This window comes from Ruegeria sp. CL6, from assembly GCF_056536465.1.
The window spans coordinates 348,237-370,191 of sequence record NZ_JBQFPR010000003.1 but is presented as its reverse complement, the minus strand read 5'-3'; the positions used below and the strand labels follow the sequence as shown (position 1 = coordinate 370,191).

19 protein-coding genes and 1 tRNA gene are annotated in these 21,955 nt (G+C 58.1%); 7 read left to right on the top strand and 13 right to left on the bottom strand.

All coding sequences use genetic code 11. The annotated features are described in order from the left end of the window. Positions 1-10 precede the first annotated feature (10 nt). Positions 11-1,528, top strand: coding sequence for an aldehyde dehydrogenase family protein (locus tag ACR0LH_RS11380; protein ID WP_170486025.1), 1,518 nt, complete (start codon positions 11-13; stop codon positions 1,526-1,528). Between the two features lie 290 nt (positions 1,529-1,818). Here the strand turns inward: ACR0LH_RS11380 and ACR0LH_RS11375 are convergent, their stop codons facing one another. From ACR0LH_RS11375 to ACR0LH_RS11360, 4 genes are all read right to left on the bottom strand, one after another. Continuing rightward, the gene (locus ACR0LH_RS11375; RefSeq protein WP_170782226.1) at positions 1,819-2,676 is read right to left on the bottom strand and encodes a DUF302 domain-containing protein; all 858 of its coding nucleotides are present in this window, start codon (positions 2,674-2,676) and stop codon (positions 1,819-1,821) included. A gap of 16 nt (positions 2,677-2,692) precedes the next feature. Continuing rightward, the gene (locus ACR0LH_RS11370) at positions 2,693-3,130 is read right to left on the bottom strand and encodes a DUF4345 domain-containing protein (protein WP_480721035.1); all 438 of its coding nucleotides are present in this window, start codon (positions 3,128-3,130) and stop codon (positions 2,693-2,695) included. Between the two features lie 63 nt (positions 3,131-3,193). Further along, positions 3,194-4,756, bottom strand: coding sequence for an arylsulfatase (locus tag ACR0LH_RS11365; RefSeq protein WP_170782225.1), 1,563 nt, complete (start codon positions 4,754-4,756; stop codon positions 3,194-3,196). Between the two features lie 587 nt (positions 4,757-5,343). Beyond that, a tRNA-Ser gene (locus ACR0LH_RS11360) sits at positions 5,344-5,433 on the bottom strand. 320 nt (positions 5,434-5,753) lie between these two features. Here ACR0LH_RS11360 and ACR0LH_RS11355 point away from each other — a divergent pair. Together ACR0LH_RS11355 and ACR0LH_RS11350 are read left to right on the top strand one after the other, a co-directional pair. Next, positions 5,754-6,767 (top strand): FecR family protein, encoded by a 1,014-nt coding sequence (locus tag ACR0LH_RS11355; RefSeq protein ID WP_480721034.1) that lies wholly within the window; start codon positions 5,754-5,756, stop codon positions 6,765-6,767. Between the two features lie 33 nt (positions 6,768-6,800). Beyond that, positions 6,801-9,035 carry a CHASE2 domain-containing protein gene (locus ACR0LH_RS11350; RefSeq protein ID WP_480721033.1) on the top strand — a complete coding sequence of 745 codons (2,235 nt, stop codon included), beginning with the start codon at positions 6,801-6,803 and terminating at the stop codon, positions 9,033-9,035. Between the two features lie 67 nt (positions 9,036-9,102). Here the strand turns inward: ACR0LH_RS11350 and ACR0LH_RS11345 are convergent, their stop codons facing one another. The 3 genes from ACR0LH_RS11345 to ACR0LH_RS11335 form a co-directional block, all read right to left on the bottom strand. After that, the gene (locus ACR0LH_RS11345) at positions 9,103-10,182 is read right to left on the bottom strand and encodes a hypothetical protein (protein ID WP_480721031.1); all 1,080 of its coding nucleotides are present in this window, start codon (positions 10,180-10,182) and stop codon (positions 9,103-9,105) included. Positions 10,183-10,335: 153 nt separating this feature from the next. Further along, a complete protein-coding gene (locus ACR0LH_RS11340) occupies positions 10,336-10,653 on the bottom strand; it encodes a DUF3775 domain-containing protein (protein ID WP_170387622.1) in 318 nt (105 codons plus the stop codon). Positions 10,654-10,741: 88 nt separating this feature from the next. Further along, complete coding sequence (locus ACR0LH_RS11335; protein ID WP_480721030.1) at positions 10,742-11,515, bottom strand: DUF1365 domain-containing protein; 774 nt, start codon at positions 11,513-11,515, stop codon at positions 10,742-10,744. Between the two features lie 246 nt (positions 11,516-11,761). Between ACR0LH_RS11335 and ACR0LH_RS11330 the strand changes: the two genes are divergently transcribed. Genes ACR0LH_RS11330 through ACR0LH_RS11320 form a run of 3 tightly spaced genes read left to right on the top strand, consistent with a single transcriptional unit; the run spans position 11,762 to position 13,441 of the window. Next, a complete protein-coding gene (locus tag ACR0LH_RS11330) occupies positions 11,762-12,319 on the top strand; it encodes a sigma-70 family RNA polymerase sigma factor (RefSeq protein ID WP_480681287.1) in 558 nt (185 codons plus the stop codon). Positions 12,320-12,329: 10 nt separating this feature from the next. Beyond that, positions 12,330-12,980, top strand: a complete 651-nt coding sequence (locus tag ACR0LH_RS11325) for a ChrR family anti-sigma-E factor (protein ID WP_170483669.1) — start codon at positions 12,330-12,332, stop codon at positions 12,978-12,980. Between the two features lie 59 nt (positions 12,981-13,039). Next, positions 13,040-13,441, top strand: coding sequence for a hypothetical protein (locus ACR0LH_RS11320; RefSeq protein WP_480721028.1), 402 nt, complete (start codon positions 13,040-13,042; stop codon positions 13,439-13,441). Positions 13,442-13,444: 3 nt separating this feature from the next. Here the strand turns inward: ACR0LH_RS11320 and ACR0LH_RS11315 are convergent, their stop codons facing one another. The 6 genes from ACR0LH_RS11315 to ACR0LH_RS11290 all read right to left on the bottom strand — a co-directional run bounded on the left by ACR0LH_RS11315 (position 13,445) and on the right by ACR0LH_RS11290 (position 20,750). After that, a complete protein-coding gene (locus tag ACR0LH_RS11315) occupies positions 13,445-14,674 on the bottom strand; it encodes a DNA recombination protein RmuC (protein ID WP_480721026.1) in 1,230 nt (409 codons plus the stop codon). A 52-nt stretch (positions 14,675-14,726) separates the two neighbouring features. Continuing rightward, on the bottom strand, positions 14,727-16,577 hold the full coding sequence (mutL, locus tag ACR0LH_RS11310) for a DNA mismatch repair endonuclease MutL (RefSeq protein ID WP_480721025.1): 1,851 nt from the start codon (positions 16,575-16,577) through the stop codon (positions 14,727-14,729). Positions 16,578-16,855: 278 nt separating this feature from the next. Beyond that, entirely contained in the window at positions 16,856-17,785 is a 930-nt protein-coding gene (locus ACR0LH_RS11305; protein WP_170602275.1) for a metal ABC transporter permease, read from the bottom strand. Continuing rightward, positions 17,782-18,987, bottom strand: a complete 1,206-nt coding sequence (locus ACR0LH_RS11300; RefSeq protein WP_170483658.1) for a metal ABC transporter permease — start codon at positions 18,985-18,987, stop codon at positions 17,782-17,784. Before ACR0LH_RS11300 ends, ACR0LH_RS11305 begins: the two co-directional genes overlap by 4 nt. A 2-nt stretch (positions 18,988-18,989) precedes the next feature. Then, complete coding sequence (locus ACR0LH_RS11295) at positions 18,990-19,793, bottom strand: metal ABC transporter ATP-binding protein (RefSeq protein ID WP_170387992.1); 804 nt, start codon at positions 19,791-19,793, stop codon at positions 18,990-18,992. 3 nt (positions 19,794-19,796) lie between these two features. Continuing rightward, positions 19,797-20,750 carry a metal ABC transporter solute-binding protein, Zn/Mn family gene (locus ACR0LH_RS11290; RefSeq protein WP_480721023.1) on the bottom strand — a complete coding sequence of 318 codons (954 nt, stop codon included), beginning with the start codon at positions 20,748-20,750 and terminating at the stop codon, positions 19,797-19,799. A gap of 199 nt (positions 20,751-20,949) precedes the next feature. On the opposite strand from ACR0LH_RS11290, the gene deoC reads away from it, so the two are divergent. Beyond that, positions 20,950-21,948, top strand: a complete 999-nt coding sequence (deoC, locus tag ACR0LH_RS11285; RefSeq protein ID WP_480721022.1) for a deoxyribose-phosphate aldolase — start codon at positions 20,950-20,952, stop codon at positions 21,946-21,948. Positions 21,949-21,955: the final 7 nt, after the last annotated feature.

Here is a 21,955-nt window from a genome sequence, read left to right as displayed (position 1 = left end):
AGGCTGCCAAATGCGTGACCCGTTCAAATCCAGCTACTACCTTAACCCCAAGCATGTGCCATTGGAGGGTGGTGGGACCACTCTGTTCAACCCGTCTACCTTGCAGCCCGTCGGGGTTTTTGGTGAACCGTCGTCGCAGATCGTGGACCAGGTTCTGGACCGGGTCAATGCGGCGCAAAGGAAGTGGTCTGCAATGGACTGCAAGTCTCGCGCGCGGGTATTGCACCAGATCGCCAACGACATCGATAGCGGCGACATGACTGAGATCGCCCGCTTGATGACACTGGAAACGGGCAAACCTTACCCTGAATCGATCGGCGAGATTGCGAACATCCCGCCGGTTTTCCGGTACTATGCCGAGATGGCGCGCAATGACGCTGGCAAGATCGCCGGCACGATGCAAACTGGATCTTTTCAGTATCAGACATTCGAGCCCTACGGCGTATCCGTGCATGTGGTTCCGTACAATTTTCCCCTCATTCTTGGCTGCTGGTCGATGGCCGCATCACTTGCCGCAGGTAACGGTGTAGTGTTGAAAGCCTCACCCGCAGGAACTTTGTGCACGATGGCGTTCATGGAGTTTTTTCGAGCGTTGCCCCAAGACCTGATAGCTTGCCTGCCGGGGGGGGCAGACGTGGGCAAACAGCTGATTGCCAGCCCCAAAACCCATGTGGTCGCTTTTACAGGGTCCGTGCCGACAGGTCGTGCAGTCGCAGTGGCCGCAGCAGAGAACCTGAAACCCGCAGTGATCGAGGCTGGGGGAAGCGATCCACTGATCGTCAGTAAACACGCCGACATCGCGGTCGCTGCCGCCGGGGCGGTTACCGCTGCATTTTTGCAGTCGGGCCAGGTTTGCACATCGTCTGAACGGATTTTTGTAGTGGATGACGTGTACGACGATTTTGTCGATGAATTCGTGACCCGAACCCGGAAACTGCGCATCGGTGACGGCATGGGGGTGGCGGAAATCGGACCTTTGGTCTCCAAGGGGGTGCGCGACAAGGTCGAGCGGCTAGTGCGCGATGCAACTGAGAAAGGCGCGGTGGTTGAGGTAGGAGGCGGTATCCCGGATGACGTCGGGCCGGGTTGGTTTTTCGAACCAACGATCCTGACCGGCGTCACGACGGACATGGCGCTAACTCAGGAAGAGGTCTTTGGGCCAGTCGCCTCGGTCATTCGGGTGAGCGACTTTGACCAAGCGCTTGAAATGGCAAACGCGTCACAATTCGGTCTTGGCGGATGCCTGTTTACCGGCGACTTGGACGAGGCATTTCAAGGGGTGAACAAGCTACAGGTGGGGATGGTCTGGGTCAACAACCCGCTCGTAGACAACGATGCCTTGCCTTTTGGCGGCGTCAAGAATTCTGGGCTTGGGCGCACGCTAGGCCTTCAAGGCCTCGAGGCTTTCAGACGACCCAAGATGGTCGTGATTGATCCAAAGGCGAAGGAGGCGGATTGGTGGTATCCATATCCCGACGACTGGTTCTATTCAGATGACGTACAGGGCGGGAGAAAGCACACCGGCTAGGGTGATCGGTGCGACCTGATCGACTCTACAACTGAAGATGAGATAACGGCAGGATTGTCCGCAACGCAGACGTTCACGGAATTCTGCCGAATGACCGCACCGAGCCCATTTTGACCAATGCTGCACGATACCCCAATGACGGCAAAGCGCAGAAAGCGGCCTTTGCAAAGTCTAACGAACGGCCCAAAGCGTGGTAGGCCTGTTGTGTTGAAAACCGCTGAAATCAACCCAAAGCGGACGACGAAAAGATGGCAAATCTGCAAAGGTTTTTTGCGTTTTCCTAACAGCGGCTACTCAATTGCCTTGCGAAATGTCTCGGTCAGCCGTTTGTTCAATCCGTGATGAGGTTCGGCTGAAGAACCGTAGTGCAACTCCGCCAAGGCAGCGATGTCATTGAAAATGACCACGGAGCCGCCCTCTTCATTCGCATAAACCAGTAGTTTTTGGCAAAAGGCATCCAAACCAATTGCTGGAAAGCCCGCCATTGCCACGCCACCGGGTGCTGGTCCGCCGAACAGCAAGAGAACCGTATCCGGTAGCGCCACCCCTAGTTGGGAAGCTTCGGTCGCAAAATCGATTTCTCCAAACCAGACAGTATCGTCCTGCCCCATCACGGCTGTCCTGAGACGTTCGACTGCCTCTGGTACGCTGAGCTGAGATCGCAGTTCGATGATGCCATAGTTAGTATTCAATCCGTTGGTCGGCGCTGGTGCTGCATCTAAGTCCTTAAGAACTTCGAGCAACTTGCTCTGAAACGAATTCAACGCCTGGGTGTTGTTCAGATCATGCCGAACTTTGATAAACTGAGAGTCTGTGTAGACGATCTGCGGGCGACCATCCTGATCGAATGAAAGAACGCGAAACGGAAGGTCCAGACCTGCTCGTACGTTCTCTTCCAGTACAGGTGTGTTTATCTCCGGATCAGAGAAAATGAGTACACGAGACGCTGGCATTTCTACGCCTTCGGCTTTGGCCAGACGCGAATGATCTATCGATGCGATTGGAGTAGCTCCCGCTTCGGCAACGGCAGTCTCAATCCCTAAGAAGTTTTCGTCCACCGCAGTCTGGCCAGATGAAGATTGTGCAAAAGCGGATGTCGAAACTGACAGAGTTGCAATCATCGAGAAAACAAAGCCAAACCTCACCATTTTACTACTTCCTATTTCACCGTACTTTTTTAAGAGAAACCGCCGCCAGAGCTGCAAAAGCTATCTCGGCTGCAAGATAAAAGAGAAGTATCCCGTTCGGAACTCCATCGATAAGGATGCTTAGTATGCGTCCAACGGCCAGTCCTGACATAAACAAAAAAAGAACCCACAGCGCGGGGCGTTGTAATTCTGGTTTTGAAGCGGCTGCCAACCAAAACAAAGCGTTTGCCAGATAAAGACCCATAATCGCTCGGAAGACATGCGTCTGATTCGTTCCTTCTACCGGGAAGCCCAGCAAAACTGGGATCGAACTGCCTGGCATCAGACCATACGATAACGCAATTGGCACGAGACCAACGGCAGCAAGCAAAAGGACTAATCTAGCACTCATGGAGGCCTCCTTTTGGTAGAGGTTTTGCTTTTTTGCATAATTACCAATCGGTTTTTGGGGCATCCGATGATCCGAGCCGGATGCCCTCGCCACTGTCAGAAAAGCGTATTGAATGCCTCGCTTCTTCTACTGAGAGATGCCGCCTTCGGTTGATGTTTGTTCCTCAACATGGTCTTGATTGGCGACCGGCTTCCCGCGCGGAGGGAACTCCTCGAAGGTAGCGAGATGTGCCTGCACTAGACGGGCGGCTGGACCGAATGCCCACATTTTCTCGCCCATCCAGCGGACGTACATCCCGCTTTCATCCGCAGCTTTCTCATAAGGATCGCGGCGAAGGTTGAAAAGCAAGGGGGCGACCAACTCTTCCTTCGGGCCTGACCAGCCATGGTTTTGAACGACAAAGTGCGCTTTCCAATCGTTGTAGCGTACTGCTTGGAGGTCCGTACCCTGATAGTAGATCAGCTCGCGGCGATTGCTCTCTTTATCCTCACCTGTCAGGTAAGATAGTTGGTTGTAGCCATCGAGATGCACTTTATAGCCTTCATATCCCTCTAGGAGCTTTTCTCTTAGATCTGTCGGACCTCCAGCCGCTGCTACAAATGTTGGCATCCAGTCCATTCCGCTGAAGATGCCGTTCAAGACTTGACCTTCAGGAATTTTGCCCGGCCAGCGAATAATCGCAGGAACTCTAAAGCCACCTTCCCAGGTAGTACCCTTTTCCCCATGAAACGGTGTCGTACCACCATCAGGCCACGTCAGTGTTTCCGGGCCATTGTCGGCGGTGAACATCACTATGGTATTATCGGCAACTCCTAGATCCTCAAGGTGGCTGAGAACGTTACCAACGTTGTTGTCCAACTCCTTCATGACAACATCCTGAAGTCCGCGCCCATTGCCCAACATAGCTTCGTATTCGGGGCTGAGGTGGGTCCAGACGTGTGCACGGGCTGGAGCCATCCAGACAAAAAACGGAGTGTCCGACTCTACTGCACGAGAAATGAAGTCCTTCGTGTAAGATGTCACTTCGTCATCCAAAGTCTTTTGGCGCTCAGGAGGCGCAGGCCCGTCATCAATAATGCGCTGCTTCCCGACTTTTCCAAATCGCGGGTCGACTGTTTCGTCTACTTCCTCTGTTGCAAATGAATGAATGATGTTGCGAGGCGCAAATTGCGCGTTGAATTCTGGGTCGTCTGGCCAATCCGGATCAGACGTATATTCCATAGCATTCAAGTGATACAGCCAGCCCCAATACTCGTCGAAACCTTTTGTAGTCGGTAGGAACTCATTGAGATCGCCTAGGTGGTTTTTTCCGAACTGCCCCGTCGTATACCCCAACTTTTTCAGGAACATCGGAAGCGTTGGGTCATCTGGGTTTAAACCTATCGGATCTCCCGGCAGTCCAACCGTGTGCATACCAGTCCGTATTGGCAATTGTCCGGTCATGAAAGCTGATCGACCGGCAGTACAACTTGGCTCGGCATAATAATCTGTGAGACGAGCACCCTCAGAGGAGAGGCGATCCAAGTTCGGCGTCTCGATGCTTTTGACACCTCCGTGGTAAACGCCGACGCTCGCCCAACCCACGTCATCTGCCATGATGACAAGAATGTTGGGCGGGGTATGTTCGTCGGCCCAAGCTCCAGTGAAAGCAAAGCAGACGGCACCCGTTACTGAGATAAGCTTGTTCATTAAGACCTCCCGACTTGGTACTTCTTACCAACCATAGGAAAAACATCGGCTTAGAGGAACGGTCTGATTTGTTAACTTTTTGGGCTCAGCACCTTGGTGCAAGAAATTTCTTCGACCAAAAAGCCCGCCAAGCCGGAATTGCAAAGTCCTGGGTTGAATGTCCGGTTTGGGCTGACTGCGGTCCTTTGGAGTAAAAATGCGGATGGCTGCAATGTCCGCAAAGTAGACGTTCAAGCAAGTTGCAGCGAATGACCGTTTAGACTTCCAAAGCGGTCGTTCGCGCTTGGTGCAACAAATGACCAAAAGGCTTATGTACTCTCGGCGAAACGCACGAGTAGCTGCACGGATGGTCTTGTCTCGTCTGACACAGCAGTCAAAATGCCCGGACATCCCGCGCTTACTAAGCGTGGGGTATAAACAAAATCGCGCGGCGTCCGGGTGAGGCCGGGAGGGGGTGCGACAATCCGACTCGGCTGGCGGTGAGCAGGTTGCTTTGCCAAAGCCATGTAATGCAAAATTCCACAAGGGGGCAAATAAGGGGGCTGGCAACTTTCGAGCCAATTAACCCATTGATTTTATAAGAAATATGGCGGAGACGAAGGGATTCGAACCCTCGAGACGGTTTCCCGCCTACTCCCTTAGCAGGGGAGCGCCTTCGACCACTCGGCCACGTCTCCGCTGGCCGGTATATCCTCGGCGGTGGACCAGATACAAGGCGATTTTCCCGTGCATCGTCAATTTTCTGGAAACCGGCACCTATTTGATATCCGTCGTCCCGAAACCTCTGCCAATCCTATGAGAATAGGTCTGCAGATCGGGGCGAATTATGGCCTCCTCGGACGTGCAAAAGTAACCAACTTGCCAAAACCACGGTGTTTAAGGCATATTTGGCTAGACATATTTTCAGCATCAATAAAAAAACACGCGATTTTCCAGAGGCTAAAACCGGGCAGTGAGCGCATCGCTCACGACATAATCTATTTGGGGGAATAGAAGCTTGGCCTGGTTCAGAGTATTCATAATTGTTTTGTGTATTTCGCTGGTGCCCGCAACGGCATTTTCCAATATCGGCACGGTTATCGGCGTCAAGCAGGGCGCCGAGATAACACGCGCCGGAGAATCACGGCCGCTTCAATCCGGTATGGAGGTCGCATCAGGAGATGCGATTTCAACAGACGGCAATGGATTGGTCCAACTCGTTTTCGTGGATGAGACCAAAATCGCCATTGGTCCGAACGCCAGCATGATTCTGGACGTGACGATGCTGCGCGGCAACCGCAAGGCCAAGTCTTTTGCGGTTCAAGCCTTGGGCGGCAGCTTTCGTTTCATCTCGGGCAAAAGCAAGAAACGGGCCTATTCGATCCAAACACCGACAGCGACAATGGCCGTTCGTGGCACGACGTTCGACATGTGGGTGGTGCCCGGCACCCAAAGCGCGATGTTGGTACTGGAAGGCAACGTTGAAATGTGCAGCCTGAGTGGAAGCTGTCGGTCAACCGGGCGCCAGTGCAGCCTGTTTGCCACGAGCCAGCAGGGAAATGTCGGGCGCCCCGTGGATCAGGAACAATATGAACTGGCTCTGCAAAACGGTTTCCCCTTTATCCAATCGCAGGAAAACCTGCTTAGTCCGCTGCAAATCGATATTGGCGGATGTGCCGGAGAGCTTGCGCCTGTTCCGGTCCTGAAATCTGACGCACCGGTTCCAACACCTGTACGGCGGCAAAGGGCTGCATTCCGAGAAGCCCCGGCCCCCACCAGCAGGCCACAGTCGCCTGAGCCTCGGTCACCTGAACCTCGGACGCCAGAGCCGCCTACACCTGAACCACCCACGCCAGAGCCGCCGACGCCAGAGCCACCGACGCCGGAACCGCAAACCAAGACAAACCGCTCGGGTCACGGGGACGGCAGCAATCCGGGTGGGCAAAACAGAAACGCTCGTGGCTTTGGGAACCCCGGAAAGGGGAAGGGGCCGGGCAACGGGAAGGGGAAAGGCAATCAAGCAGCGCGTTAACATGGGCATCGCCCAGTGACTTCGGAGGTTAACGTGACCGTGAAGCCCAAAGAAAAGATTGGCCGGAGGCGCGGCTTTCGGCTGGTGGGCCTGGGCCTGATCCTGATCGGTTGTTTCATCAGGGTCATGGATCCTTACCCTGTGCGGATGACCCGGCTGATCTACTTTGACATTCTTCAGCGCATCATGCCGCGGGAATACAACCCGGATTTGCCGGTCCGGGTTCTGGACATCGACGAAAAGTCATTGGCGAATTGGGGCCAATGGCCGTGGCCGCGAACAATTCTGGCACAGATGGTTGAAAACCTGGGCGAATACGGTGCCGCGGCGATTGCGTTTGATATGTTGTTTGTTGAACCAGACAGGTATTCGCCGGCTCGGTTGCTCAACGATCCTGCCCTCGCAGGCGTTCTTACGGTAGAACGTCGCGCGCAAAAGATGGACTACGATGTTCTGTTCGGGCTGGAAGTCGCCAACTGGCCCGTCGTGATGGGAACAGCGGCACGGCTTTCGCACGAAGGCAGTCAGGTGACTCCGAAAACCGGAATTATCGAAATCGGTGAAAACCCGACTGCCGGGCTGATTGCCGTCCCCTATTGGACTCCGATCGCGCCGCCGCTCGACCGCAGCGCAGCCGGGATCGGCGGAGTGAATGTATCCCCGCTGGGTGGAACGGGAATTGTGCGGCGTGTTCCGGTGCTGTGGGGCGGCCCCAATGGTCCCCTCCCCGGTCTTGGGATCGAAGCCTTGAGGGTTGCAATCGGCGCACCATTTATTCTGGCCGAAGGTGCGCCCGATGAAAAAGGGATCATGCTGGCGGTCGAACTGGGTGATTTTCGGTTGCCGACGACCGAAAACGGCGAGGTCTGGGTTCGGTACCGGCAAGACAGGCCCGAGCTTTACCTCTCGGCCGATGATGTCATGCAAAATCCGAACGACCCGGCGTTGAGGGCGGAAATCGAGGGCCGGATCATTCTGGTTGGCACTTCGGCGGCTGGTCTGTTCGACATGCATCAGACGTCGCTGGGGGAATCTGTCCCGGGCGTTTCGATCCATGCTCAGATGCTGGAACAGATAATTACCGGGGAAATGCTCAGCCGTTCGGACGTCACAGCCGCGCTCGAATTGCTGTCCTTCGTGCTGCTTGGTCTGATTGTAATTGCGGTCATGTCCAGCTTTGGTGCGGTCGCCTCGTTTGTTGCGGGCGGCGCGGCCGCCGCAGTTGTTCTGGGCACCAGTTGGCTGGCCTTCCAGAACCAGCTTGTCTTGTTCGATGTGACATTTCCGCTGATGGGCGGGATGGCCAATTTTGGCTTGCTCGCCGGGTATCTGTTCGTTTCGACCGAGCGGGAAAAACGGGAAATCCGGCAGGTCTTTTCGCACTATGTCGCCCCCGAGATTCTGGATGAAATGGAAATTTCAGGCCACAGTCTGCAACTGGGCGGCGAGACTCAGGAGATCACGGTGATGTTCTCGGACATCCGGGGGTTCACACCGCTGTCCGAGTCCGTGTCGGCCACCGACCTTGTCGCGTTGCTGAACGAGCTTTTTTCAAAGGTGGGCGACCAGATTTTGAAGGAAAGGGGTACGATCGACAAGTTCATCGGGGATGCTGTCATGGCATTCTGGAACGCGCCCCTTCCGGTCGAGGACCATCCGTGTCGGGCTGCGCACGCAGCGCTGTTGATGCGCAAGGCACTGGTGAACTTCAACGCGTCGGACGTCATGCGGGGCCGGCCGCCCATCGCCTTGGCAACAGGATGCGCGACAGGTCAGGCGTGTGTGGGCAATATCGGTTCCCGAAGCAGGTTCAACTATACCGTCATTGGCGATGTCGTGAATGTCGCGGCGCGGATCGAGCAGAGTTGCCGTCATGTCGACTACGATATTCTGGTCTCAAGCGCGGTCTACCGGGCAGCTCGGCAGGATTTAGCCATGCTGGAGGCAGGGTTTGTCGATCTCAAGGGCAAGTCCGACCTCGAGGCTGTTTACGCTCTGGTCGGTGACAAAACCCTGATAGACAGTCCAGAATTCCAAAAGCTGTCACAGGCACATGCTGATCTTATCGCGGCAGTACGCGAGCGCCATTCGCACCTGCGCATCGAACGGATGTGCCACCGTTGCGCGGCAATGGCGGCGGATATCGAACCCGGCCTGCGACAGTTTTATCTGACGCTGCCGGGGCGGGCTGCGGATTTCCGGTCGGATGTCCAGTCGAGTCAGGTTATCTTCAGCCATCACGGTCACGCCCGGCGACCCTCTGCCTGAGCCGAGGCGTCCAGTACACTCCAGACATCCCAAAATTGGCTAGCCCTGCTGCCTGCAACACGCTGTCCTAGCGTAGCTCGCTCATACCGAGTGTGTTTTCAACGAGAAACTGGGCTGCTGGCTCCAATTCTTCACTGATCAATATCGAGCGGAACCGGGAATTCAGCACGTCCGTTTCCCAAGACTTCGCGGCAAGGGCAATCCAGACCGCAAGCGAGGCGTCTTTCTCCAGCTCACGCTCGAAGATTCTCAGGATTTGGGTTTGATGCTCGAACCGGGCGGTCCCACCATCTGTCAGGGCCTGAACCAAGTCCCGCTTGGCTTCGAGAGCGTGGTTGGATTGCGTCAAGGCACCACCAATCGCCTCGATTGCCTCAGAGCCATCAACCTCGATGCCTGCAAGCGCCCAATCATAAAGGTTCAAGTCGCCGACGCCCAGCGCCGTGCGGTACCGCGTTCTGACCGCCTGCGCAGCTTCGGGGCCGGATTGCAGGCCCAGCAACCTTATGATCGCCGGGGCATACGCAAGGCGGTTTCTATCATTCAGCTCCTGCAAGAGCGGGGAAATCGGGTGCGGAACGCGCAACTGCCTGACAATCTCATAAGGTGCGCGGTGAAACTCGATCAGTGCCGCATTCCGCAATACGTCGTCTTCGTGCCCCAGAAAGTTGCCGAAGAACGACACACGGGCAGGATCAGCCGATTGCCCAAAAGCCCACGCGCGTCCCTGTTCGCGTATCTCCGATACGAACTCCGCGCGTTCTGGAGTCATCAGGAACCCTTTGCTCCAGCCTGTTGAAAGGCTGCGACCGGCTTTGTCCCGCAACCCGTCTCCATAAATCATGAGAACGGTTCTGTTCGGATCTACGCGAAACGCGGATCTGGTCACGCTGTCGACCAGATACGGAATGTCCGGCAAGCCTGAAACCTGCTTTGGCGTCCCTTTCAGGATTGAAACAGGCGAATACCTGAAGGGATTTTCCGGTGTTGGCGCCGCCAGCACGATCACGCGCGCCGACAGGATGCGGTCAGCCAACGAATATTCTGGCAGGGTGATGCAGACAGGACAGGCCATAGACGGACGCGGAGCAACAACACCACCCGCGAGGAACGCCAAGACCGAAACCGTCAGCAACGCGGATCGCATCGCTTACCCTCCCTTGTCCTTGCCCAGAGTGCGCGACGGCATTCCCGGGCTACAGGAGCAGGCTACCCGATCACTGGCATCTGGGCGACAGTTCTGTGCAGGTGATCAGACGGGTTGAGAAATCCGTGCCCGCCCCTCCTGCCGTCCGCAAGGCTACATCAGGTCGTTTTCAACGTCCTCGGCTGAGATACCAAGCGAATCCAGGCCATTCTCAAGGTGGTCCGACAGGTGCGGCGTTCCGATCAGATAGTCCGCGCACGGAGTAGACGCCTCGGCCTTGGCGGTTGCGATGGCTTCGGCCAGATCCTCGGCGAAAAAGCTCTCGCGTCCGATCCACATGACGGCAACCAGTTCGGCCTGTTCATCTTCGCTCATCCGGTCGATGAAAGCGCGCAATTCGCCCTCGGCCCGGTTCAGTTCCCGCCCCATCATGGCGACCTGAGCGACTTTTCTTGCCGAGATTTCCAACATGACCCAACTCCTTCGTGTTCGCGGTTTCCATTCTACCACAAACACTCGGCGTGGCCTGAGTCTTTGATCTTACGCAAATAACGCCCGCTTATGGCTCGCGGACCCGCGAGATTGGATGATCCGGGACAGGAGCGGAACGAAACGGGCGAAACCGGGCCTTTTTCAGTTTCAGTTTCAGCGCCTGCCACAGGATCAGAGCAAACGCGCGCCGCGCGCCAAACGGTCTGCGTATCAACGACCAGAGGATCGCTCGGTCCGTCAGCGCAGCACGTGGGCCGGTAAGCGTTGCAATCAGCCCGCCATTCTCGCGCCCGTAGTCTATCCAGACGCCGACCCTGTCGGCTCGGAAGTCAAACCGGAACGTATAGGTGCCTTCGATCTTCTGGAACGGTGACACATGCATCAGCTTGTCGGCCACAATCCGGTCTGACGGTTGAATCGGCGCAAAGTTTGGATTGTGGCACAGATAGCTGTGGCGCGTGCCGTAAGTATTGGTCACTTCGGCCACAACAGCATAAAGCACGTCTTCCGCGTCAAAGCAGAACCAGAAGCTGACCGGATTGAACACGTGCCCGAAAACGCGCGGCTGGGTCAACAGCATGATCCGGTTCGGCTGCGTGACCCCGAGGTCATGGAACTGCTCGCGCAGCCACGCGGCACCGCGCCCTTTGCCGGGCTCTCCACCGTGATCGCGATCCCGCCAGTTCGTTACATTTGCCCCGTTGACAGAGAACAACGCGGGCGTAGGACCGGTATTTTCCGGGTCCAGCAGGATGTAGTCGAGCGAATACCGAAAGGCGTTTTCTATCGCGCCTTTCCGCCCGTGATACGTATGCCCCGCGATGTGATCGACCCGCTTCATGCGACCTTTTCCAATCTGTCTGTAAACCGTTCAAACGGCGGCCTTTTCCTCAGACCTTATACAGATATTCTACGAAGCGAATGCCCATATGGATTATTATTTGCCACAGAAAGTGATCCGCCTTGGGCAGCCCCGCGTAATGTGGTTATGTTTACCGAGATCGATACCGCGAGCTTGGATGAACCGGTGGCCGACGGGCCCCTAGCAAAAACCTGGCACGCGAAGGAACGTACCAGGGGCAGGCCGGTGAACGAAGCAAACGGCAGTTGCAATACCAAGACCGAGTGGGTTGGACATGTGACCCGCATTCGGGATGCGCAGGATCAGGCGGCATTTGCCGAACTGTTCCAGTACTTTGCGCCACGCATCAAGGCGTTCCTGATCAAATCGGGGTCTGATGCGGCGATGGCCGAGGAATGCGCGCAAGAGGTGATGGCGACCTTGTGGCACAAGGCGCATCTGTTCGACCCCTCGCGTGCGACAGTGGCCACTTGGGTCTTCACGATCGCACGGAACAAACGCATTGACGTCCTGCGCAAGCAACGGCGGCCGGAACCCGAGGATCTGGGTTGGGGTCCCGAGGCAGAACCGGAACAGCATGACGTCGTTGCGTTGCAACAGGAAACCGCGCAATTGCGCGACGCATTGTCGGCGTTGCCAGAAGCGCAGAGAGAACTGATCGAAAAGGCGTATTTCGGCGACCTGAGTCACCGAGAGATTGCGTCTCAGACCGGGTTGCCCCTGGGTACGATCAAATCACGTATACGGCTGGCGCTGGACCGCTTGCGCCACGCGATGAACTGAGATGATGACGATGAGCAACAAGATCAAACATCACCTGACAGATGACCTGCTGATGGCTTATGCCGCAGGCGGTCTGCCAGAAGCATTCGACCTGATGGTCGCAACGCATCTGTCGTTGTGCGACCACTGCCGCGCGCGCGCCGAAAGTTTTGAGGCCGTTGGCGGGTGTGTCTTGCAGGATCAGGATGATAGTGCGGCGCTGAGCGACGGTTCGCTGGCCGCAACCATGGCGCTGATCGCCAAGGGTGCGCCGGTGGCCAAGCCAGCGCGCCCCGGCTGTTCCGTGCTTCCCGCGCCGCTGCAGGATTATGTCGGCGGCGACGTGAATGCCATCCAGTGGCGCTCGATCGGGATGGGCGTTAAACAGGCGATCCTGCCCACAACGCGCGAAGCGACAGCCCGATTGCTGTTTATCCCGGCAGGGGCCGCCGTGCCGGATCACAGTCACAATGGCATGGAACTGACGATGGTCCTGCAAGGGGCTTTCTCGGACGAAGTCGACCATTTTGCGCGCGGCGATGTCGAGATTGCGGATGAAGACCTGCACCACATGCCAACGGCGGACATCTCTGAGGATTGCATTTGCCTGGCCGTGACGGATGCGCCGCTAAAGTTCAGCAAGCTGATGCCGCGCCTGTTCCAGCCCTTTCTACGCATCTGACCTGAACAGCCGTTTTGTGCTACACTGAGACTTCGACCCTGCAATCGGAGGATGTAGTCATGAAAGCACTTGCTCTGACCCTTGCCTGTATCGGGTTCACCACGCCTGCCAATGCACAGAGCGTTTCCGACGTGAAGTTTGAGACAGGCAACTATGGCGCGATGGTCAACGGAACCGTTACGGGCAAAGAGTATTTTGACTACCGACTGGGTGCGAAAGCCGGGCAGGAACTATTCGCAGAACTTCAGGTCAGCCACACCAACGGGTATGGTGTAATCTACTTTAACGTCCTACCTCCGGGCAGCGACGGCGCAGCAATCTACAACGGGTCCATCAACGGGAATACCGCACGGGTTGAACTGCCAGAAGACGGAGATTACACGATCCGCGTATACCTCATGGGCAATGATCGGGACACTGACAAGACGGTTGGGTACAATCTGGACCTCTCGATCCAGTAGCGCTTAGGCCTCACTTTTACCAAGCGGCACCACGTTGGCGTGATCCTCCGGCGCGAGTTCCTCGAAATCGAAATTGTCCAGACGCTGCGCGCGACGTCCGGCTTTTTCAGCGCTGATCTTGATGTCCGAGATATCCTTGGCCGCCTGTCCAAAGTGACGGTCCAGATTGGCCACGCGGTCGCCCAGCCGTTCGACATCCTTGTGCAGCATCCCCAATTCCTTGCGGATGGCCCCCGCCTGTTCCCGCATCCGCGCGTCTTTCAGGATCGCGCGCATGGTGTTCAGCGTCGCCATGCAGGTGGTGGGCGAGACGATCCAGACTCGTTTTTTGAAACTCTCCTGCACCAGTTCGGGGAACTTGGCGTGCAACTCGGCATAGACAGCCTCGGACGGTAGGAACATCAGCGCGCCATCGGCAGTTTCGCCGTCCAGAATGTATTTTTCGGCAATATCGGTGATGTGTTTGCGCACCGTGCTGCGGAACATCTGAACGGCGGCCTTCAGCTCCATGTCATTGGTTGCACCGATCAGCGCCTCATAAGCCTCCAAAGGGAATTTGCTATCGATCACGATCGGCCCCGGCGGGTTCGGCAAATGGATCAGGCAATCCGCCCGACGTCCGTTCGACAGCGTCGCCTGCAACTGAAAACTGTCCGAGGGCAGCGCCTTGGACACGATATCGTTCAACTGAATCTCACCAAACGCACCGCGCGTCTGCTTGTTCGACAGAATGTCCTGCAACGACAGCACATCGCCCGATAGTTTGGTGATATTGTCCTGCGCCTTGTCGATGGCGGCCAGCCGTTCCTGCAACTGCGTCAGCGAGGTCGCGGTCTGTTTCGACGAACCATGCAGCGATTCCTTCATCCGCTCCTGCATCTCGGCCAGCGCGCGGGCGGACTTCATCGCGTTGTCCGCCAGCCTGTCATTCATCTGCTGCTGGACCGAGGACAGCCGCGCCTCAACCGTCTGGATCACCTGAACCTGCGCATTGGCCTGCGTGTCCGAGACATGCTGGAGGCCGCCGCGCAACTGTTCCTGCCCTTGCCCCAACTGCTGCACATTCTGTCCCAGATGCGCCATCTGCCGCGCCAATGGCTCTGCCATTCGCGCCGAGCGGTTGGCGGCACGCAAAGACAGGAAAAGCAATAGCAGGATCAGCGCGACAATGCCGCCGCCGATCAGGATCACGGGGTCGTTCAATGCAATCTGGGTGCCAGCAATCTCGATCATGTCGCCTCGGGTGTTCTTGTTTTATTCTTCTTACCGCGCAGCACGCGCGGGATCAACTGCGCCCGAACAGACGTTCGATATCGGCCAGTTTCAGTTCCACATAGGTCGGCCGCCCGTGGTTACACTGCCCGGAATGGGGCGTCGCCTCCATCTCGCGCAGCAGGGCGTTCATCTCCTCGGCCCGCATCCGACGGCCCGACCGGACCGAGCCATGGCAGGCCACCCGGCTGAGGATCGCCTCGATCCGCGCTTGCACGGTCTGGCTTTCGCCCTGATCGGCCAGTTCATCAAGGATATCCAGGATCATCGCGCGGGCATCGACTTCGCCCAGTATCGCCGGGGTTTCGCGCACGGCGATGGCCCCGCCGCCAAAGGGCTCCAGCGTCAAGCCAAGGCGTGTCAGGTCGTCGGCCACGGCCATCAGGCGCGCGCAGTCGCTTTCGGACAGCTCCACGATCTCGGGGATCAGCAGCGCCTGCGCAGCCACGCCATTTTCAGCCATCTGACGTTTGAGCTTTTCATAGACCAGACGTTCATGCGCGGCATGCTGGTCGACAATGACCATCCCGTCAGCGGTCTGGGCAATGATGTAGTTCTCATGCACCTGACCGCGCGCCGCGCCCAACGGCAAGTCCTGCGCCGGAGGCTCTTCTGTGACCACGGGCGCAGGTTCCACAATACTGCCGCTGTAATCCCGCGACAGCTCGGCAAACCCGGGTGCTTGCGCCTGATATGCCACCTGCCGCGCGACCTGAGAAGGGCGGTCCATCTGGTAAACGCGCACTGGTGCAGGCTGCGCCGGTTCGGGCTTCATCGCGCCCAGAGTTGCATTGGCCACGGTCGAGGATGCCCGGTGCCCTGCCTCGGCCAGCGCGTGCCGCAAGGCCGAAACGATCAGCCCCCGCGCCACGCCCGGATCGCGAAACCGAACCTCGGATTTTGCTGGGTGGACGTTCACATCCACCAGCGTCGGGTCACAGTCGATGAACAAAGCCGCTGCCGGGTGGCGGTCGCGGCTGAGAAAATCGAAATACGCTGCCCGCAAGGCGCCGGTCAGCATCTTGTCGCGCACAGGGCGGCCATTGACGAACAGATACTGCGCCACCGCCGCGCCCCGAGAATAGGTCGGCAAGGCGGCATACCCATAGAGGCGTATCCCCTCGCGCGTGGCGTCGATTTGCAGGGCATTCTCAGCAAACTCGCGCCCGATCACGCGGGCAAGCCGGGCGTGCAGCGCATCGAACAGGTCGCCATTCTCGCGGTCGGCGCGAAACGTCACACGCCCCTCGCCCCCGCCCGAGACATCGCGCAGGGTGAAGGTGATCGCAGGCTCGGCCATCGCCAAGCGCTTGACGGTGTCCGCGATCGCCTGCGCCTCGGCCCGGTCGGTACGCATGAATTTCAGACGCGCGGGCGTGGCAAAAAACAGGTCGCGCAGTTCAACCACCGTACCTGCACGCAGAGCGGCGGGTTTCACGGCCTCCATCTTGCCGCCCGCGACATGGATCGAAGCGGCCTCATCCCCCGCTACGCGGCTGGTGATTGTCAGCCGCCCTACCGCGCCCAACGACGGCAGCGCCTCGCCCCGGAACCCGAAAGTATGAATGTTCAGCAGGTCGGACCCGTCGATTTTGGACGTCGCGTGGCGAGACAGCGCCAGTGGCAAATCCTCGCCGGAAATACCGCACCCATCGTCGGTGACGCGAATGAGTGTCTTGCCGCCGTCGGCAATATCTATCGCAATTCGTGTCGAACCCGCGTCGATCGCGTTCTCGACCAGCTCTTTCACAGCAGAGGCTGGCCGTTCGACAACCTCACCCGCTGCAATACGATTGATCGCCGCGTCGTCAAGCTGACGAATGATGGGTCGCGTTTCGCTGATATTGTGGTTTGCCTGCGCCATACCCCTAGAGCTAGCACAGCCGCATACGATTCTGCCACAGGTTTGGGATGGTCAATTTTCTGGCGAGGGGGCGTTCGGACAATCGCGTCGCGTTTACGAGAGGCGGCGAACATCGTCGCAATTGTCCGAACGAACCGTTGTGAGTGGTGGACGTTCTTTAGCAATACGTGGTTCGTAGCACGAAGAACCGCGTGTGACTCTTAAACTCTGGACCGTGACACATCTTGGGCGGAGATCAGCCGATAAACCATATCCTGACACAGCAAGATCATGCCGAATCATGCAGCGCCGGGCGCGCCGGTCCGTGTCCGGCACGGCCCCCAAACAGCGGCACAGGCAAGGATCAGGCCGGATACGGTCGCAATCATTCCGGCCGCGCTGACCGCATCCGTCGCGCCCAGCCACAAAGGTCCGTAGCCTGCCAGAACATACCCGGCAACGGCCGAAATCACCGCGAAAACCACGCTCCACCCGATTTGAGTTTCCAGCCGATTGGTCATCATGCGCGCCGCCGCAGGAGGGCATATGAACATTGCGATCACGATGATCGAGCCTACGGCATCAAACGCCGCAACAGCCGCAATCGCCGCGACAATCACCAACGCCATGCCGAGGGCTCCGGTCCTGATGCCGATCGTTCGGGCAAATCCCTCGTCAAAGGTAGAGATTTTCAGCGGCCGCCAGAACAGCCACGTAAACAAGGTGACTCCGGCCAAGGTCAGCGCGATCCGGGGCAATTCCGGCGGCAAGCCAGCCAGCGCCTGAATATCCCACAGTGATGTCCATCCCACCGCGTCCAACCAGATCAGGCTTTCCAGATTGCCATACAGTGCGTGTTCGACGTCCAGATGAACGGTCGAGGTGTCGGTTTGTTCCAGCAGCAGCACCCCGCCCGCAAACATGGTGGTGAAGACAACCCCCATTGCCGCACCGGGTTCAATCTGGCCCAACCTCCGTATGGCCTCGATCATCATGACGGCAACAACCGCCGCGCCTGCTGCGCCCAGCATCATCGGCCAGGTCGAGATTGCTCCGGTCAGCAGGAACGCCACAACGATACCAGGCAAAACGACGTGGCTGATCGCATCACCGATCAGCGCTTGTTTGCGCAGCACAAGAAAGTTGCCCGGCAGGGCGCAGGCGATGGCTGCGAAAGTCCCGATCAAAAGCGGCGTCAGGGATAGGGGGACGAATTCTTCTCCGCTCATGGGTTCACTCCCTGCGGCCCACCGATCTGACGGTCAATTTCGATGATCTGATCCCGTGTCAGAACGGTTTCAATGTCGCGCAACCCGTCATACAGAACCGCCGTGGCCTCATGCGCCTGATCCGCGCGGACGATCTCCCACCGTTTTTCGTCGCGCAGCGCTTTTGCAGCGCGCGCCCTGCCCGCCTCTGTCGCAACCCCATCGGCCCGTACCAGCCCGGCGCTGCGCAACAGGCGAAGCGTCAACGGTTCGTATATCTTTTGCCCCTGCGCCAGCGCCAAAAGCCCTTGCCTGATGTGAACCTGGCGCTGAAAGCGCAGGTGGCGAAGAACGGCAGCCAGAACGCCCCTGACAGGCGCAAACAACAGGGACAGGGCAAACAGGGCGAAACTGACCAGAACGATGATCGGTCCCGTGGGTAAGTTGGGGGCCGAGGCCGACAGCGCCGCACCCAGATAGCCCGAAAGCCCTCCGGTCAGCCCGGCCAACAGCACAACACGCTCTGATCGCTCGGTCCAGAAACGCGCAGCAACGGGCGGGATGATCAACAGCGCAACGATCAGGATCAACCCGACAATCTTCAACCCTACGACGGTCACGGCCATGACCAACCCCATCATCGCAAGGTCAATGCGATGCACCGCATGCCCTTGCGCCGCAGCATATTCCGCGTCAAACGCCACCAGTGTCATGGGACGGCGAATGATCAACACCAGCGCCAGCGTCGCTGCCCCTCCGACGGCTATGATCAGAGCGTCGGCCCACAGCATTCCCGCGGTCGAACCCAGCAGAAACCCCTCCAGCCCCGCCTGACGGCCCACGCCCATCGTCTGAATCACCGTCAGCAGGACGATACCGAACCCAAAGAACACGGACAGGACTGCGCCGATTGCAGCGTCCTCGGCCAGCCTCGTGTACCGGGTCAGCCAATTCATACAGAGAAGGCCAACCCCGGCGGACAGAGCCGACCCGACCAGAAGGCCAATCAGGTTGCGACCGTCGCCCCCAAGCGCGACCAGAACCATAAAGGCCAGACACACGCCCGGCAGGGTCGCATGGCTGATCGCGTCGCTGACCAAAGCGCGCTTGCGTAGAAACAGAAAAGTTCCGGTAACCCCCGCAGAGATTCCCAACAAGGTCGCACCGACAGCGACCAGCGTGGCGTTATAGCCAAGCTGCAGGGTCAGGGCATCCCAAAGCATGTTTACCCCAGCGCGCGTGAGATCTGGTCGATCTGAGCGGTGGCCAGACGGCCTCCATACGCCGATTGCAGGGTTTCGGCGGTGAACGCCTCGGCCACCGGGCCTTCCGCCACTTTGCGCGTGTTGATGAGGAAGACGTGGTCGAAATAATCGGTGACAGTCGCCAGATCGTGATGCACGGCGACGACTGTCTTGCCGGCCTCTCTCAACGATTTCAGCACGGCGATGATCGCCTTTTCCGTGGCCGCGTCAACGCCTGCGAAAGGCTCATCCAGCAAATAGAGATCGGCATCCTGTGCCAAGGCACGCGCCAGAAAGACACGTTGCTGCTGCCCTCCCGACAACTGACCGATCTGGCGATCCGCAAAGTCACGCATTCCGACACGCTGCAGACAGTCCATCGCACGCGACATATGACGTGCCCTGATCCGGCCCAACAGACCGAGTTGTCGCGACAAACCCATCAAGACCACGTCAATCACACGGGTCGGAAAATCCCAGTCGACACTGGCCCGCTGCGGGACATAGGCGATCCGTTCGCGCTGTTTGTCCAGCGGCTTGCCGAACACCGTGACCTGACCCGACAGCGGTGAGACAATACCCAAAGCCGCCTTTAGCAGTGTCGATTTCCCCGCGCCGTTCGGCCCGATAATGGCGGTCATAGCACCCGGCTGCACGGTCATGTCTACCGAAAACACCGCCGGTTTCTGACCGTATGAGACCGTCAGGCCGCGAACAGCCAGAGGGCTTTGGTCAAGGCCGTGCTCTGATATTGAAAGACCTTGTTCAGCCGCCAGCTCGAGCATCACTCAAAACCCCGCCGACAGTTTTCCGTTCATGCCGCGGTCAGGCACATCCGCGCCCAGCGCCCCTGCAATCACGGTAATGTTGTGATCCAGCATCCCGACATAGGTGCCTTCGTAGGTTCCCGGCTCGCCCATAGCGTCCGAATATAGCTCGCCGCCAACGCCAACCTCGTGGCCCTTTGCAGCAGCACCTTCAATCAGGGCGCGCATCGACCGGTCAGAAACCGAGCTTTCGACGAATACTGCCGTAAGCTGTTGATCCACAAGCGTGTCGACCAGTTCACCAATCCGGTTCAGACCGGCCTCGGACTGGGTCGAGATCCCCTGAATACCCATCACCTCGTAGCCATATTCAGCACCGAAATAGCCAAACGCGTCATGGGCCGTGACCAGAACGCGATTGTTTTCGGGAACCGAGGCAAGAGCTTCGGCAGCATAGCTTTCAAGCTGGGAAATCTCGGCCAGATGTGCCTGAGCATTGGCGGCAAAGATGTCTTCGGCCTCGGGTCGCGCCTCGGTCAGCGCCGCCTGAACCTCAATCACTACGTCACGCCACAGGGCGGGGCTCATCCACAGGTGAGGATCGAATTTGTCGGCATAGTCGTCATGCGCGCGCAGCTTGGCCTTTTCGACGCCCTCTGCAACCGCCACGACAGGACGTTTGCGGCCAAGATCGTGAAAGAAATCTTCCATCTGCGCCTCAAGATACAGCCCGTGCCACAGGATCAGATCGGCCCGTGTCATAGCGACAATGTCACTGCGGGTCTGCCGATAGGCGTGCGGGTCCACACCCGGACCCATCAGACCCTTGACCTCAACCTGATCGCCGCCGATCTGACGTGCAGCATCAGCGATCATACCGGTTGTGGCGACCACTTTCAGCGGTGCTTCAGCCCAGGCCGTAAATGGCAGTGCAGCGGCAAACGCCAACGCTGCAAGAAAGGTGCGACGAATCATGTAAGACCCCGATTTGGTATCCCCTTGAGAATGAATATGCGAACCATTCGCAACTAAGTCAACGCTATTGCGAATTATTCGCAAGAAAACGCCCAAATTTGTCCATTTGGTCAAAAAAGTTGCCTGCGAGAGACCAGTTTGCCTTTCATTTAGGCGCAACCCGTGCGAATTTGGCCCGAAATTCCCAAAGGATGTGAAGATGGATACGCAGAGCTCAGACAGCCCAGTGCGCACCGCGCATCTGCCGCAAGTGACCGAACCCAGAAATCCCGGAATGGACCTTGATCTGGACTGGGTGCGCAGTGTTCAAGCCAACACCTCGGCTATTGAACGCCGCGCCGCTACGTTGTCCGGTCGACGGTCGGTCAAGAAAGACTACCAAGCCGCGTGGCTGTTGAAGGCGATCACGATGATCGACCTGACGACGCTGTCCGGTGACGATACGGTAGGCCGTGTGCGGCGTCTGTGCGCCAAGGCCCGTCAGCCGATCGCACCCGCGCTGTTGCAGGCGATGGACATGCCGCCGATCACCACGGGCGCCGTCTGCGTCTATCACGATATGGTCGAAACCGCCGTAGATGCGCTGAAAGGCACCGGCATCCCGGTCGCTGCCGTCTCAACCGGGTTTCCAGCGGGACTGTCGCCATTTCACCTGCGCGTGGCCGAGATTGAGGAAAGCGTCAATGCAGGGGCAGAGGAAATCGACATCGTTATTTCTCGCCGCCACGTCCTGTCGGGCGATTGGCAGGCTTTGTATGACGAGATGAAGGCGTTCCGAACCGCCTGCGGTGATGCCCACGTCAAGGCCATCCTCGCGACCGGAGAGCTGGGTAGCCTGCGCAACGTCGCGCGCGCCTCGGTCGTGTGCATGATGGCGGGGGCGGAATTCATCAAGACGTCGACCGGTAAAGAAAGCGTCAACGCCACTCTGCCCGTCACCCTCGTGATGGTCCGCGCGATCCGCGATTACTATGACCGCACCGGATATCGCGTCGGTTACAAACCTGCGGGCGGGATTTCCAAGGCGAAAGACGCTCTGGTCTACTTGTCGCTGATCAAGGACGAGCTGGGCGACCGCTGGCTGGAGCCGGACCTGTTCCGCTTTGGCGCGTCATCGCTGTTGGGCGATATTGAACGACAGTTGGAACACTATGTCACCGGCGCGTACTCCGCTGGCTACCGCCACTCCATGGGCTGAGGAAAGA